A 13,004-nucleotide genomic window follows, 5' to 3' on the forward strand; every position below is an offset into this window, starting at 1 on the left:
TTGTCTCCTTGCTTTGTGCCCGGAGTGTTCCGTCAAACCCCTCTTGAGTCCAATGCATAGTGAAGCTAATCTTGATGCAGTGGCTGCAATTGGCTACCAAGGAGTGGCGTCATGGACTTGAAGCGCTGGACCCACATCGTCGCGGTTGCCGACCGGCGCAGCTTCATCCGCGCGGCGGAGCAGGTGCACCTGAGCCAGCCGGCATTGACCCGCAGCATCCAGGCGGCCGAGGCCGAACTCGGGTTGCAGCTGTTCGACCGCGGCACCCAGGAAGTGGTGCCGACGCCGGCTGGCGAGTTCATCGTCGCGCGGGCGCGGCAGCTGGTCTTCGACAACCGCTGCCTGGAGCGCGACATCGCGCTGTACCGCAGCCTGGAGCTGGGCGATACCGCCTTCGGCGTGGGTCCGTTCCCGGCCGCGACCTTTCTGGCGCCGCTGCTGGCCTCGATGCGGCGCGAGTACCCGGCCATCAACCTGAGGGTCGAGATCAGCAACTGGCAGCTGCTGCTGGCGCGGCTGCGCGAGGAAGACATCGAGTTCTTCGTCGCCGACACGCGCGACCTGCCGACCGACAGCAGTCTGGAGCTTCGCCCCTTGCGGCGCGAGCCCGGTGGCTTCTACGTGCGCGCCGGGCACCCGCTGGCGCGGCGCAAGCGCGTCGCGTTGCAGGAGCTGTGGGCCTGTGGGGTGCTGTCGGTCCGGCTGCCGGAGGGCGTGCGCGCCATCGTCGCGCAGCTGCTCGGCCTGCCGTCGGTGGCCGATTTTTCGCTGGCGCTCGAATGCGACCACGTCGACCTGCTGAAGGACATCGCGCTCGGCTGCGACTCGGTGCTGGCCGCCCCGCATGTCGCGGTCGCGCCGGAGGTCGAGGCCGGCCGGCTGCGCGCGCTCGACGTCGAGGGCCTGCCGCCGTTGGGGTCCGAGATGGGGGTCGTGACGCTGAACGGGCGCACGCCGTCGCCGATGGCGAAGCTGATCATGGGCAGGCTGCCGGGGGGCAGCTTCGAATCCGGCCCACGCCTGGATCAGCCTGCAACTTTCGAGTGATGAAGCTCGGCACCCTGTGAGGGCTGGCGCGGTTCTGTCAGGAAGTACCCGAGGGCGACAATGCCAAAAGCCAGCCCTGCGGCGGATGCGCCATTCCATCCATGCCTCGCGTAAATCCAGCCCCCAAGTGCAGAGCCAATCGCGCCACCGCAGAAGAAGGTTGCCATGTACAAGCCGTTGAGGCGACCGCGAAACGCGGGCGACAACGAGAAAATGATGCGCTGTCCGAGGACCAGATTGGCCGATACCGCGAAATCCAGCGTGATCCCCGCCACGACCAACATCGCGAGCGCCAGTGGCGTTCCCCTGGCACCGATGTGCGTCATCGCGAACGCCCCGATCGACATGAGCATCGCCATGGCGGTGGCTTGCCTTATCCAGCCCCGATCGGCTACGCGCCCCGCGATGGGTGCCGCAATGGCACCTGCAACGCCGGCCAGCGCGAACCACGCGATTCCTTTCTGCGTCAGTCCAAACTCAGGCCCCGCCAGGAGCAAGGGGGTCGTTGTCCAGAACAGGCTGAATGCGCCAAACATGCAGGCGTGGTAGAGAGCCCGGCGACGAAGTTCTGGCGTGGTGCGGACGAGTTCCACCATGGATGCCAGCATCTGGTGATACCGCATCCTGGCCTGGACGGGCCGCGGCGGCAGTGCAACGCGCAGGACCAGCGCCAGTGCGAGCATGGCGACGAAGGAGGCAAAAAAGACCACCCGCCATGCCGAATAGTGAGTGATCAGGCTCGCCACCGGCCTGGCCAGCATGATGCCGAGCATCAAACCGCTCATGACGTTGCCGACCACCCGGCCGCGAGTGGCCTCGGGCGACAAATGGGCTGCGTAGGGCACCAGAATCTGGACTGTCACGGAACCCATTCCCACCAGGACCGCAGCCGAAAGAAATAGCGCTGCCGATGTCGCGAAACCAGAAATCACGAGGCCTGTTGCGCCAATGCCAAGGATCGAGATGGCGAGTCTTCGGTTCTCGAACAGGTCGCCCAAAGGAACCACGAGCAGCAAGCCCACGCCATAGCCGATCTGCGTCAGCGTCACGATCAGACCGCCAGCCTGTTCCGACAGTCCCAGGTCGGCGCTGATCGGCCCGATGAGTGGCTGCGCATAGTAGATATTGGCAGCGATCAGGCCGCATGCAAAGGCCAGCAGCATGGTGAGCCAGCTCGAAATGTCGCATGCGTGGGCGCCTGACGGTTCAGGAAGTCTTGTTGAAGCCTTCATATTGGATTAAGTCGTTTCCTATTTGAACAAAACAAGCGATCGCGTTGCAGCTTCCGGTCTCATCGGCCGAGTGACGCTGACAGCAGGGAAATCAGTCGAGAAGCTTCATCGCTGTATCAACGACGGCCATCATGGCATCGCGCTTCTGGCCGGTCTTGCCGAGTACGCGCATGCCTTGGACGAGAGCCAGCATCAGCTTCGCGGTCGTTGTGGGATCGACACCTTTTGCAATCGAACCATCTCGTTGCCCCTGCTGGATGATCTCCCTGAGACGGCGTTCGTTGAGCTTGAGTGCGTTGGTCACTTTCTGCGCGATGGCCCGGTCGGTACTGGCCAGTTCGACAGCCCCGACGATCACCAGGCAACCGTACCGTCCTTCCGCGGCGTGCGAGGATTCGGCATAGAACCCGAGCAGACGGTGCAGCTTCTCGCGCCCCGACGCGCTGCTGCTGGTGATCTCTGCGAGCTTGGCGCCACGCAGCGCCATGTATCGATCAAGGGCAGCCGTGAACAATGCATGCTTGCTGTGGAAGGCCTTGTAAATGCTTCCGGCTGACAACTTCAGGGCCAGCGAGAGATCGGCAATGGACACGCCGTTGTAGCCGTGTTCCCTGAAATACAGGATGGCCTGGTCCAGGGCGGTATCGAGTTCGAACTCCCGCGGGCGTCCTCTTTCTCGAGAAAGGTGGCGCGGCATCGTGCTTGTGGTGCTCATGCGCACTAGTTTGGATCACTTCATTTCCAAAAACAAGACGAGATTTCTTGGCCTGCGATGGACTTTTCTGCAGCAATGTGCAGGTTCGCAAGGGGGCGGCCCTGGCGGAGGCAGAGCCCATGCTCGCGGTCGGGGTCTAGTGCGTGTCGAACGCCGCGAGCTTCAGCTTCACTGCCGCCTGGAGCAGACGCTTGTCGCGCGTCCACAAGCGTGCTGCCGGCTCCAGGCGTGTCGCCGCGAGCAAATGGAGATCGACGTAGCCGATGCCCATCCCGAACAATTGCTCGCCGTGAAGGAATGCCATCGCCTCGTCCGCGCTGGCGATGTCTATCGCGGGCAATGCCTGCAGCGCGCTCAGCGTTTCTTGCCGCCTTGGCAAGCTTCCCAAGGCAATTTCCCCGATGACGTAGGGATGCGTCAGCACTTCGCCGTCTTCCAGCAGCGTCTGCAACCTCGCGTCACCGTGCGCGAGATGGTCGATCCAGACGGAAGTGTCAACGAGGATCATTCGAAGGCTTCGACTGGCGGCGCGGCACTGGCTTGAGGTCGGGCGCGGAGCCCGCGAGGAGCGACAGTCGCCTTGCCGCTTCTCGTTGCACCAGGCTCTTGAGTGCTTGCTGGATCAAGGCGGAGTTTTCCTGGATGCCGGTGAAGCTCCGTGCCTGGGCCAGCAAGTCGTCGTCCAAGGTGACGGTCGTGCGCATGATGATCTCCCGAAACGCATCAAATGTAGCATCATTTGATGCGAGACGGATCGCTGCATCCTACTCCAGCGCCGACGCCGGCCCGAAGAACTCGTAGCGCGCCTGCCGATCCGGCACGCCGAGCGTGCGCAGCGCGCTCTTCACCTGCTGCATGAAGGGCTTCGGTCCGAGAAAGTAGGCGTCAACGTCGCGTGTCGCCGGCAGCCACTGCGCGAGCTTCTGCGCGTCGAGGCGGCCGACCGCATGCGGGGCGTCCGCTGCGGGCGCACCTTCGCTCACTTCGTCGTAGCAATAGAAGCGCGCGAGCTGCGGATGCTTGTGGGCCAGCGCATCGATGGCATGGCGGAAGGCATGCGCGCCTCGCGTGCGCGCGCAGTGGATGAAGTGGACCGCGCGCGAGGTCTTGAGCGCGGCCTCGAGCATCGCCAGCGTCGGCGTGATGCCGACCCCGCCGCTGATCAGCACCAGCGGCCGTTCGCCCGGCTCCAGCGTGAAGGCGCCCGCCGGCGGGAACAGCTCGACCGTGCTGCCTTCGCCGACTTCGTCGTGCAGGTGGTTCGATGCCAGGCCGCCGGTTTCGCGCTTGACGCTGATGCGGTAGGTCTGGCCGTTCGGCGCCGCCGACAGCGAGTAGTTGCGGCGGATCTCGTTGCCGTCGACGACCAGCCGCAGGCCGATGTACTGGCCCGGCTTGAAGTCGAGGATCGCGCCACCATCGGCCGGCGCCAGGTAGAAGGAATTGATCTCCTCGCTCTCGACTTCCCTGCGCACGACGACGAAGGGCCGGGCACCGCGCCAGCCGCCGGGCGCATCGGCCCGCTCGTCGTAGGCCTGCTTCTCGGCACCGATCAGGATGTCGGCCAGTTGCCCGTAGGCGGCGGCCCAGGCGGCGATCACCTCGTCGGTGGCGATCTCGGCACCGAGCACCTCGCGGATCGCACGCAGCAGGCAGGCACCGACGATCGGGTAGTGCTCGGGCAGCACCTGCAGCGCGACGTGCTTGTTGACGATCTGGGCGGCCAGATCGCCGAGCGCTTCGAGCCGGTCGATGTTCTTGGCGTACATCAGCACGCCGTTGGCCAGCGCGCGCGGCTGGTCCCCGCTGGCCTGGTGGGCCTGGTTGAACAGCGGCCGCACTTCCGGATGCTCGTCGAGCATGATCCGGTAGAAGTGCGTGGTCAGCGCCTCGCCGCCGGTTTCGAGCAGTGGCACGGTGGCGGTGACGATGGATTTCTGTTGCGGGGTCAGCACGGAAAAGGCTCCTGGAGTTCAGATGGATGCCTTGTTCATCGCAATCTCCGTTCCAGGCGCGGGGGGCAGCAAAATCAACGACTTGTCGTTGACAGTGTCCTTATGACCTGACGAAAATCGTGTCGATATGACCCACCACCGTGTCCAGATGACTGCCGACAAGCTGCTCGAAGCGGTCGCGCCGCTGGTCGCCGACCTGGGCTCCGGCCTGCCGGCCGAGGAGCTCTATCGCCGCCTGCTGCAGTCGCTGCGCCTGCTGCTGCCCTGCGATGCCGCGGCGCTGCTTCGGCTCGAGGACGGCAGCCTGCTGCCGCTGGCGGTCGACGGCTTGAGCCGCGACACGCTGGGCCGTCGTTTCCGCATCGCCGAGCACCCGCGCTTCGCGGCGCTGCTGGGGGCCGCCGGGCCCTTGCGCTTTCCTTCCGACAGCGCGCTGCCAGACCCCTACGACGGCCTGGTCGAGGGCCTGCATGGCGACCTCCCCGTGCACGACTGCGTGGGCTGCCCGATCCAGCTCCATCAACGGATCTGGGGCTTGCTCACGCTCGACGCGCTGCAGCCCGATCGCTTTTCGCGCGGCGACCTGGCGGCGCTGCAGCTGTTCGCCAACCTGGCGGCCGGCATCGTCACCGTGGCCGGCCGAATCGAACAGTTGGAGAACCGCGTGGCGCTCGAGAGCCTGCGCGCCGAGGGCTACCGGCTCGCCGCGGCGCCGCGCGCCCGCGAGCTGATCGGCCGCAGCACGGCCATGCGCCGGCTCGTCGCCGACATCGAGACCGTGGCCGGCAGCGAGCTGTCGGTGCTGATCCAGGGCGAGACCGGCGTCGGCAAGGAACTGGTCGCGGAGGCGATCCATGCCGGGTCCCCGCGTGCGGCGCGGCCCATGATCAGCCTCAACTGCGCGGCCCTGCCCGAGACGCTGGTCGAAAGCGAATTGTTCGGCCACGTCAAGGGCGCGTTCACGGGCGCCACCAGCGACCGGCCGGGCAAGTTCGAGCTGGCCGATGGCGGCACGCTGTTCCTGGACGAGGTCGGCGAGCTGTCGATGCCGGTGCAGGCCAAGCTGCTGCGTGTGCTGCAGAGCGGCCAGCTGCAGCGCCTGGGCTCCGACCGCGAGCACCATGTGGACGTGCGCCTGATCGCTGCCAGCAACCGGGACCTGGCCGACGAGGTCAAGGCCGGCCGCCTGCGCGCCGACTTCTACCACCGCCTGAGCGCCTACCCGCTGCGGGTGCCGCCCCTGCGCGAGCGGGGCCGCGACGTGCTGCTGCTGAGCGGCTTCTTCCTCGAAGAGAACCGCTCCCGGCTCGGCATCGGCGCGGCCCGGCTCGATGCCAGCGCGCAGGCGGCGCTGCTGGCGTACGACTGGCCGGGCAACGTGCGCGAGTTGGAGCATCTGCTCGGGCGCAGCGCGCTGAAGGCGCGCGCGCGGCATCCGCAGCGGCCGCGGATCCTGAGCCTCACGGCGGAAGACCTGGATCTGGAAGGGCGCCGCGCCGAGGTCGCCCCGGCGATCGAAGGGGCGGACAGCGCGGACATCGCCACCGACGCGCCGCGCCACGGCGAGTCGCTCCAGCAAGCCGTCGATGCGCTGAAGAGGCAGCGCCTGCTGGCGGCGCTCGCGGCGCATGGCTTCAACCGGGCGGCGGCGGCGCAGTCGCTCGGCCTCGACCGGGCCAACCTGATCCGGCTGGCGAAGCGGCTGGGGGTCGCGCTCGAACCCGTGAAATGAGGCCTCAGGGCAGCACGCGCAAACCGGCCCGGCCGGCTTCGGTGCGGCCGATCACGGCCGCGGCGCCGAAGCCTTCGTCGCGGAAGATCGCCAGCACCGCATCGACCGCCTCGGGCGCGCAGCTCACCAGCAGTCCGCCCGAAGTCTGGGGGTCGCTCAGCAGCGCCTGGGCAGTGGCCGGCAGGCCCGCGGCCAGCTCGACATCGGCGCCATAGCCGCTCCAGTTGCGGCCCGAGGCGCCGGTCACGAAGCCCTCGGCGGCCAGCGCCTCGACGCCTTCGAGCCGCGGCACCTTCGACCACTCGATCACGGCGGTCAGCCCGGCGCCGCGCGCGAGCTCGAGCGCGTGGCCGGCCAGTCCGAAGCCCGTGACGTCGGTCAGCGCATGCACGCCGGGCAGCGCCGCCAGCGCGATGCCGGGCGTGTTGAGCCGGGTCGTGCTGTCGATCAGCTGCCGGTAACCGGCCTCCGACAACTGCTCCTTCTTGAGCGCCGCCGACAGCACGCCGACGCCCAGCGGCTTGCCGAGCACCAGCAGGTCGCCGGCCCGGGCGTCGGCGTTGCGCTTGACCTGCGCCGGGTCGACCAGGCCCATCACCACCAGCCCATAGATCGGCTCGACCGAGTCGATGGTGTGGCCGCCCGCGATCGGGATCCCGGCGGCGCGGCAGACGTCCTGGCCACCGCGCACGATCTCGCCGATGGCCTCGATCGGCAGCTGGGCGACCGGCATCGCGACCAGCGCCAGCGCCATGATCGGCTTGCCGCCCATCGCGTAGACGTCGCTGATCGCGTTGGTGGCCGCGATGCGCCCGAACTCGTATGGATCGTCGACGATCGGCATGAAGAAATCGGTGGTCGCGATCAGGGCCTGGCGGTCGTTGAGCCGGTAGACGGCGGCGTCGTCGGCCGTTTCGATGCCGACCATCAGCTCGGGCGGCATCAGGCCGCCGGCGCCGCTCTTCAGGATCTGCGAGAGCACACCGGGCGCGATCTTGCAGCCGCAGCCGCCGCCATGCGAGAAGCTGGTGAGCCGCAGCGGCGCGAGCGGGTTGACGGGGCGGGAGGAGGGCGTGTCGTTCATGGGGCCCATTATCCGAGCGGCGTGCCGGTGCGTCTTTCTACAATCGAGGGTTGTCCGCCTACCGGCCCTCCGGCCGCTCCCTCATGAAAACAATCTCCCGCCGCGCCTTCGCGCTGGTCCTTTCCGCCTTCGCCGTCGGTGCCTTTGCCCAGGGCAAGGTGCTGCGCGTGTCCGCCATTCCCGACGAGGCGCCGACCGAGCTGCAGCGCAAGTTCAAGCCGCTGGGCGACTACCTGCAGAAGGAGACCGGCATGGAGGTGCAGTTCACCCCGGTCACCGACTATGCGGCGGTGGTCGAGGGGCTGGCCACCAACAAGCTCGACCTGGCCTGGCTCGGCGGCTTCACCTTCGTGCAGGCGCGCATCCGCACCAACGGCGGTGCGGTGCCGATCGTGCAGCGGGCCGAAGACAAGGTGTTCACCAGCAAGTTCATCGTGCCGGTCGACAGCCCGGCCAAGACCCTGGCCGACCTGAAGGGCAAGACCTTCGCCTTCGGCGCGCCTTCGTCCACCTCGGGCAGCCTGATGCCCCGCTACTTCCTGCTGCAGGCCGGCATCGATCCCGAAAAGGACTTCAAGACCGTGGCCTTCTCGGGCGCGCACGATGCCACCGTGGCCTTCGTGGCCGCCAACCGGGCCGAGGCGGGCGTGCTCAACGCGTCGGTGTGGGACAAGCTGGTCGAGGCCAAGAACCCCAACGCCGCCAAGGTGCGCGTGCTGGCGACCACGCCGACCTACTACGACTACAACTGGACCGTGCGCCCGGGCCTCGACCCGGCGCTGGCGAAGAAGCTGACCGACGCCTTCCTGAAACTCGATCCCGCGAACCCCGCCCACAAGGAAATCATGGACCTGCAGCGGGCCAGCAAATTCATCCCGACCCAGTCGTCCAATTACGACGGCATCGAGGCGGCGGCCAAGTCCGCGGGCCTGGTGAAGTGATGCGGCGCAGGCCGCTTGCCGGACCGGACGCGTGAGCTTCTCGCTCGATGCGGTCGGCCTGGTGCATCCGAACGGCCATCGTGCGCTGCAGGGCGTGTCGCTGGCCGCCGCCGGGGGAGAGCGGCTGGCGGTCATCGGCCCTTCGGGCGCCGGCAAGACCACGCTGCTGCGCGTGCTCGGCGCGGCGCTGCGGCCCGGCGAAGGCAGCGTCCGGCTGCTCGACCAGGCACCCTGGCAGCTGAGCGCGCCGGCGTTGCGCGGCCTGCGCTCGTGCATCGGCACCGTGCACCAGAGCCCGCCGATCGCGCCCAGGCTGCGGGTCGTGACCGCGGTGCTCGCGGGGCGGCTCGGCCAATGGTCGGCGCTGCGGGCGCTGGGCTCGCTGCTGCGCCCGTCCGACCTGCCCGGTGCGCACGAGGCGCTGTCGCGGCTGGCGCTCGAAGACCGGCTGTTCGAGCGCTGCGATCGCCTGTCGGGCGGGCAGCTGCAGCGCGTCGGCATCGCCCGCGTGCTGTACCAGCGGCCGGCCCTGCTGCTGGCCGACGAGCCGGTTTCGGCGCTCGACCCCACGCTGGCCGACCTGACGCTGCAGCAACTGGTGCGGCAGAGCGAGGCGACCGGCGCGACCCTGGTGGCCTCGCTGCACGCGGTCGACCTGGCGCTGCGCTGGTTTCCGCGCATCGTCGGCATGCGCGGCGGGCAGGTCGTGTTCGACCGGCCGGTGGGCCAGGTCGACGAGGCGATGCTGAAGGCGCTGTACGCATGACGGATCCGACCGCGCTGCGCGACCCGGCGGCCCGCCGGCAGCTGGTCGGCGGGTTGGCCGCGCTGGCGATCGCCTGGCCGATGCTGCAGCTGGCCGGGTTCCAGCCCGCGGCCCTGTTCGGCGCCGGCAACCTGCAGGTGATCGGCGGCTTCCTGGCCGGCTTCGTGCCGCCGGCCACGGCGCCGGACTTCCTCGCGCTGCTGGCCAAGGCCACGCTCGAGACTTTGGCCATGGCCACCGCCGGCACCGCCCTGGCCTTCCTGATCGGCGCGCCGCTGGCCTTCGTGACCACCCGTGCGCTGTCGCGGTCGCGCATCGGCCCAGGGCCGGGTCGCGTGCGCGCCGCGGCGCTGCGGCAGTGCGCACGTTCGCTGCTGATGGTGCTGCGCGCCATCCCCGAAATCGTCTGGGCGCTGATCTTCGTGCGTGCGCTGGGGCTCGGTCCGGCGGCCGGCGTGCTGGCGCTCGCCATCACCTATGGCGGCATGCTCGGCAAGGTCTACGCCGAGGTGCTCGAATCGACCGACACCGCCCCCGCACGGGCCCTGCTCGAAAGCGGCAGCGGCCGGCTGGCGGCGCTGTGCTACGGCCTGCTGCCGAACTGCGCCCAGGAGCTGACCTCCTACACCGTCTACCGCTGGGAGTGCGCGGTGCGGGCCTCGGTGGTGATGGGCTTCGTCGGCGCCGGCGGCCTGGGCCAGCTGATGGACCAGTCGATGAAGATGCTCAACGGCGGCGAGGCCAGCAGCATCCTGCTGGTCTTCCTGGGCCTGGTGCTGCTGGCAGATGCACTCAGCAATGCCCTTCGGAGATTGCTGCGATGAGCGCCTCGTTCGCGGCCGCGCCGCCGCGCTGCCTTCGCTGCTGGGCCACGGCGCTCGCCATCGTGATCGCGGCGGCGGCCAGCTTCGCCTGGCTCGCGATCGACTATGGCGCGCTGTTCACCGGCGAGTCGCTGTCGCTGATGGGCAGGTTCATCGCCGAATTCTTCCCGCCCGACCTCTCCGCCGCGTTCCTGCAGAAGACCGCCTGGGGTGCCTTGCAGACCCTTGCCGTGTCGGCGCTCGGGACCTTGCTGGCGGCCGCCGGCGGTGCGCTGCTCGCGTTGCCGGCCTCGGGCCGCTCGGGGGCCTGGGTGCAGGGCGCGACCCGCTTCGTGCTCAACTTCCTGCGCAGCGTCCCCGAGCTGGTCTGGGCGGCGCTGATGGTGCTGGCGGCGGGCATCGGCCCCTTCGCCGGTGCGCTGGCGCTGGCGCTGCACACCACCGGCGTGCTCGGCCGCCTGTTCGCCGAGAGCCTGGAGAACGCGCCGCGCGCCCCCGAACGGGCGCTGGCGCAGAGCGGCTCGGGCGCCGTGGCGGCCTTCGCCTACGGCAGCCTGCCGCTGGTGCTGCCCCAATGGGTGGCCTACACGCTGTATCGTTGGGAGATGAACATTCGAATGGCCACCGTGCTGGGCTTCGTCGGCGGCGGCGGCCTGGGCCAGCTGCTCTACTTCCACCTGTCGATCTTCCAGCAGCCACAGGCGATGACCGTGCTGGCCGCGATGTTCGGCCTGGTGGCGCTGGTCGACATGGCGAGTGCCCGGCTGCGCCGCGACCTGGGGCCGGCCCATGCATGAGGACGACAAGCGCTACCGCCCGACCCGGGTGGCCGACATCCCCGGCTTCGACACCCTGATCGACGCCCGCTCGCCGGCCGAGTTCGCGCTCGACCACATCCCGGGTGCCATCAACTGTCCGGTGCTCGACGACGAGGAGCGCCGCATCGTCGGCACGCTCTACAAGCAGACCGGGGCCTTCGAGGCCCGCCGGGTCGGCGGCGCGATGGTCGCGGCGAACCTGGCGCGCCACCTGCGCGAGCAGTTCGCCGACCGGCCCGCCAACTGGCGGCCGCTGGTCTATTGCTGGCGTGGCGGCCTGCGCAGCGGCTCGATGGTGACCTGGCTGCGACTGGTCGGCTGGGACGCCCAGCAGCTGGCCGGCGGCTACAAGAGCTTCAGGCACCACGTGCTGGCGCAGATCGAGGCCACCTGTCCGCAGCTGCAGCTGCGCGTGATCTGCGGCGCCACCGGCAGCGCCAAGACCCGCCTGCTGCAGGCCCTGGCCGCGCGCGGCGAGCAGGTGCTCGACCTCGAGCACCATGCCAGCCACAAGGGCTCGCTGCTGGGTGCCTTGCCCGGCGTGCCGCAGCCTTCGCAGAAGCAGTTCGAGACCCGCATCGCGACCGCCTTCGAGGCCCTGGACCTGGCCCGGCCGGTGTACGTCGAAGGCGAGAGCGCCCGCATCGGCCGGCTGTCGCTGCCGATCCCGCTGGTGGCGCGCATGCGCGGGGCCGACTGCATCGAGGTGCAGGCCGACCCGGCCGCGCGGCTGGCCTACCTGCTGCGCGACTACGCCTACCTCGGTGACGACCGCGAGGCCCTGGCCGGCCAGCTGGGCAAGCTCAAGGAGCTGCAGGGCAAGGCCGTGGTGGACCGCTGGCAGCAATGGGCGCGCGACGGCGAACTGGCGCCGCTGTTCGCGGAGCTGATGCTGCTGCACTACGACCCGCACTACGAGCGGTCGCAGGCGAAGCACTTCGGCCGCTGGGCGCAGCGGATGACGGTGGCGACCGCGGATCTGACGGAGGCCGGAATCGAGGTGTTGGCCGAGGGCGTGCGGGCTTGCGAAGAGCCGACCGGGCGCGCGTGAATTCGCGCAGCGCGTGCGTCAGCGTCCCGAGAAGCGCGCCGGTCGTCGTTCGACGAAATGCGCGACACCCTCGGTGAAGTCCTCGCTCCGGATGCTCTCGACCATCTCGGCGTTGGCGAGCGTCACGGCCTCGCCGAGCGACTGGTAAGGCGCCTCCCAGAGCTGCCGCTTCATGACGCGCACCGAGCGCGGCGACACGTCGGCAGAGAGTGTCCTGGCCAGCGCCTGTGCCTCGGCGAGCAATCGATCGGCCGGGACGACCCGGTTCACGAGCCCCATGCCGAGTGCCTCCTGCGCGTCGATCTTGCGAGAGGTCAACAACAGGTCGGTGGCATGCGCATGGCCGACGATGCGCGGCAGCATCCACGAGATGCCGTGCTCGGCGATCAGGCCGCGCTTGGCGAAGGCGGTGGCGAAGACCGCCTTGTCGGAGGCGATCCGGAAATCGCTGTAGAGCGCCATCACCAGGCCGAGCCCGGCAGCGGCGCCGTTGACGGCGCAGATCACCGGCTTGGGAGCGGCGGGGAAGTACGAATAGCGCGTCTGGTAGTCGGCCCTTCGGTTCATGTCGAACGGCCGCATCCACTGCTCCGCGCGGATGTCCTCCGGCGGCAGCACTTCGAGTTCTTCCATGTCCATGCCCGCACAGAAGGCCCGGCCCGCGCCGGTCAGGACGATGGCCCGCACGTCCTTGTCGCTGCCGGCCTGTTCGATGGCCGTGCGCAGTTCTGCCTCGAGGATCCGCGTCAGCGCATTCATGCGCTCCGGCCGGTTCAGCGTGATCGTCGCGACGTGTCCGTCGACCGTGTAGATGATTTGTTCGAAGTTCATGGTGAGAG

The 13,004-nt window shown here is 68.8% G+C and carries 14 protein-coding genes; 7 read left to right on the forward strand and 7 right to left on the reverse strand.

Annotated elements, in window-relative coordinates; translation table 11 throughout:
• Positions 1-111: 111 nt before the first annotated feature.
• Positions 112-1,047, forward strand: coding sequence for a LysR family transcriptional regulator (locus tag AC1DF3_RS05680; RefSeq protein ID WP_478139076.1), 936 nt, complete (start codon positions 112-114; stop codon positions 1,045-1,047).
• Here AC1DF3_RS05680 and AC1DF3_RS05685 read toward each other — a convergent pair.
• The 5 genes from AC1DF3_RS05685 to hmpA form a co-directional block, all read right to left on the reverse strand.
• Positions 1,026-2,279, reverse strand: coding sequence for an MFS transporter (locus tag AC1DF3_RS05685; RefSeq protein ID WP_478139077.1), 1,254 nt, complete (start codon positions 2,277-2,279; stop codon positions 1,026-1,028). The genes AC1DF3_RS05680 and AC1DF3_RS05685 overlap by 22 nt on opposite strands.
• 91 nt (positions 2,280-2,370) lie before the next feature.
• Positions 2,371-2,994, reverse strand: a complete 624-nt coding sequence (locus AC1DF3_RS05690; protein WP_478139078.1) for a TetR/AcrR family transcriptional regulator — start codon at positions 2,992-2,994, stop codon at positions 2,371-2,373.
• 136 nt (positions 2,995-3,130) lie between these two features.
• Positions 3,131-3,502: a type II toxin-antitoxin system VapC family toxin gene (locus AC1DF3_RS05695; RefSeq protein WP_286530230.1), complete on the reverse strand. Its 372-nt coding sequence runs from the start codon at positions 3,500-3,502 to the stop codon at positions 3,131-3,133.
• Positions 3,489-3,698 (reverse strand): type II toxin-antitoxin system VapB family antitoxin, encoded by a 210-nt coding sequence (locus tag AC1DF3_RS05700; RefSeq protein ID WP_286530228.1) that lies wholly within the window; start codon positions 3,696-3,698, stop codon positions 3,489-3,491. Before AC1DF3_RS05700 ends, AC1DF3_RS05695 begins: the two co-directional genes overlap by 14 nt.
• A 60-nt stretch (positions 3,699-3,758) precedes the next feature.
• Entirely contained in the window at positions 3,759-4,949 is a 1,191-nt protein-coding gene (hmpA, locus tag AC1DF3_RS05705; RefSeq protein WP_478139079.1) for an NO-inducible flavohemoprotein, read from the reverse strand.
• A gap of 148 nt (positions 4,950-5,097) precedes the next feature.
• Here hmpA and norR point away from each other — a divergent pair, with 148 nt between their 5' ends.
• Positions 5,098-6,681: a nitric oxide reductase transcriptional regulator NorR gene (gene norR, locus AC1DF3_RS05710; RefSeq protein ID WP_478139120.1), complete on the forward strand. Its 1,584-nt coding sequence runs from the start codon at positions 5,098-5,100 to the stop codon at positions 6,679-6,681.
• A gap of 4 nt (positions 6,682-6,685) precedes the next feature.
• Here norR and selD read toward each other — a convergent pair whose 3' ends face one another.
• Positions 6,686-7,765: a selenide, water dikinase SelD gene (gene selD, locus AC1DF3_RS05715; RefSeq protein ID WP_478139080.1), complete on the reverse strand. Its 1,080-nt coding sequence runs from the start codon at positions 7,763-7,765 to the stop codon at positions 6,686-6,688.
• Between the two features lie 83 nt (positions 7,766-7,848).
• On the opposite strand from selD, the gene AC1DF3_RS05720 reads away from it, so the two are divergent.
• Genes AC1DF3_RS05720 through mnmH form a run of 5 tightly spaced genes read left to right on the forward strand, consistent with a single transcriptional unit; the run spans position 7,849 to position 12,165 of the window.
• Positions 7,849-8,706 carry a putative selenate ABC transporter substrate-binding protein gene (locus tag AC1DF3_RS05720; protein WP_478139081.1) on the forward strand — a complete coding sequence of 286 codons (858 nt, stop codon included), beginning with the start codon at positions 7,849-7,851 and terminating at the stop codon, positions 8,704-8,706.
• Positions 8,707-8,737: 31 nt separating this feature from the next.
• Positions 8,738-9,472 carry a phosphonate ABC transporter ATP-binding protein gene (locus AC1DF3_RS05725; RefSeq protein ID WP_286530218.1) on the forward strand — a complete coding sequence of 245 codons (735 nt, stop codon included), beginning with the start codon at positions 8,738-8,740 and terminating at the stop codon, positions 9,470-9,472.
• Positions 9,469-10,296, forward strand: a complete 828-nt coding sequence (locus AC1DF3_RS05730; protein WP_478139082.1) for a PhnE/PtxC family ABC transporter permease — start codon at positions 9,469-9,471, stop codon at positions 10,294-10,296. Before AC1DF3_RS05725 ends, AC1DF3_RS05730 begins: the two co-directional genes overlap by 4 nt.
• Entirely contained in the window at positions 10,293-11,093 is an 801-nt protein-coding gene (gene phnE / locus AC1DF3_RS05735; RefSeq protein WP_301814172.1) for a phosphonate ABC transporter, permease protein PhnE, read from the forward strand. The genes AC1DF3_RS05730 and phnE overlap by 4 nt, the downstream gene beginning before the upstream one ends.
• Positions 11,086-12,165 (forward strand): tRNA 2-selenouridine(34) synthase MnmH, encoded by a 1,080-nt coding sequence (gene mnmH / locus AC1DF3_RS05740; RefSeq protein WP_286530214.1) that lies wholly within the window; start codon positions 11,086-11,088, stop codon positions 12,163-12,165. Before phnE ends, mnmH begins: the two co-directional genes overlap by 8 nt.
• A gap of 18 nt (positions 12,166-12,183) precedes the next feature.
• Here the strand turns inward: mnmH and AC1DF3_RS05745 are convergent, their stop codons facing one another.
• Positions 12,184-12,996, reverse strand: a complete 813-nt coding sequence (locus AC1DF3_RS05745; protein ID WP_286530212.1) for an enoyl-CoA hydratase — start codon at positions 12,994-12,996, stop codon at positions 12,184-12,186.
• Positions 12,997-13,004: the final 8 nt, after the last annotated feature.

It is taken from the genome of Variovorax sp. 10N432, from assembly GCF_056394465.1.

What these genes read in the sequence shown, in the direction of transcription:
- AC1DF3_RS05680 (WP_478139076.1), top strand. Translation starts at nt 112, where the DNA reads ATGGACTTGAAGCGCTGGACCCACATCGTCGCGGTTGCCGACCGGCGC.
- AC1DF3_RS05685 (WP_478139077.1), bottom strand. Translation starts at nt 2,279, where the DNA reads ATGAAGGCTTCAACAAGACTTCCTGAACCGTCAGGCGCCCACGCATGC.
- AC1DF3_RS05690 (WP_478139078.1), bottom strand. Translation starts at nt 2,994, where the DNA reads ATGAGCACCACAAGCACGATGCCGCGCCACCTTTCTCGAGAAAGAGGA.
- AC1DF3_RS05695 (WP_286530230.1), bottom strand. Translation starts at nt 3,502, where the DNA reads ATGATCCTCGTTGACACTTCCGTCTGGATCGACCATCTCGCGCACGGT.
- AC1DF3_RS05700 (WP_286530228.1), bottom strand. Translation starts at nt 3,698, where the DNA reads ATGCGCACGACCGTCACCTTGGACGACGACTTGCTGGCCCAGGCACGG.
- norR (WP_478139120.1), top strand. Translation starts at nt 5,098, where the DNA reads ATGACTGCCGACAAGCTGCTCGAAGCGGTCGCGCCGCTGGTCGCCGAC.
- selD (WP_478139080.1), bottom strand. Translation starts at nt 7,765, where the DNA reads ATGAACGACACGCCCTCCTCCCGCCCCGTCAACCCGCTCGCGCCGCTG.
- AC1DF3_RS05720 (WP_478139081.1), top strand. Translation starts at nt 7,849, where the DNA reads ATGAAAACAATCTCCCGCCGCGCCTTCGCGCTGGTCCTTTCCGCCTTC.
- AC1DF3_RS05730 (WP_478139082.1), top strand. Translation starts at nt 9,469, where the DNA reads ATGACGGATCCGACCGCGCTGCGCGACCCGGCGGCCCGCCGGCAGCTG.
- phnE (WP_301814172.1), top strand. Translation starts at nt 10,293, where the DNA reads ATGAGCGCCTCGTTCGCGGCCGCGCCGCCGCGCTGCCTTCGCTGCTGG.
- mnmH (WP_286530214.1), top strand. Translation starts at nt 11,086, where the DNA reads ATGCATGAGGACGACAAGCGCTACCGCCCGACCCGGGTGGCCGACATC.
- AC1DF3_RS05745 (WP_286530212.1), bottom strand. Translation starts at nt 12,996, where the DNA reads ATGAACTTCGAACAAATCATCTACACGGTCGACGGACACGTCGCGACG.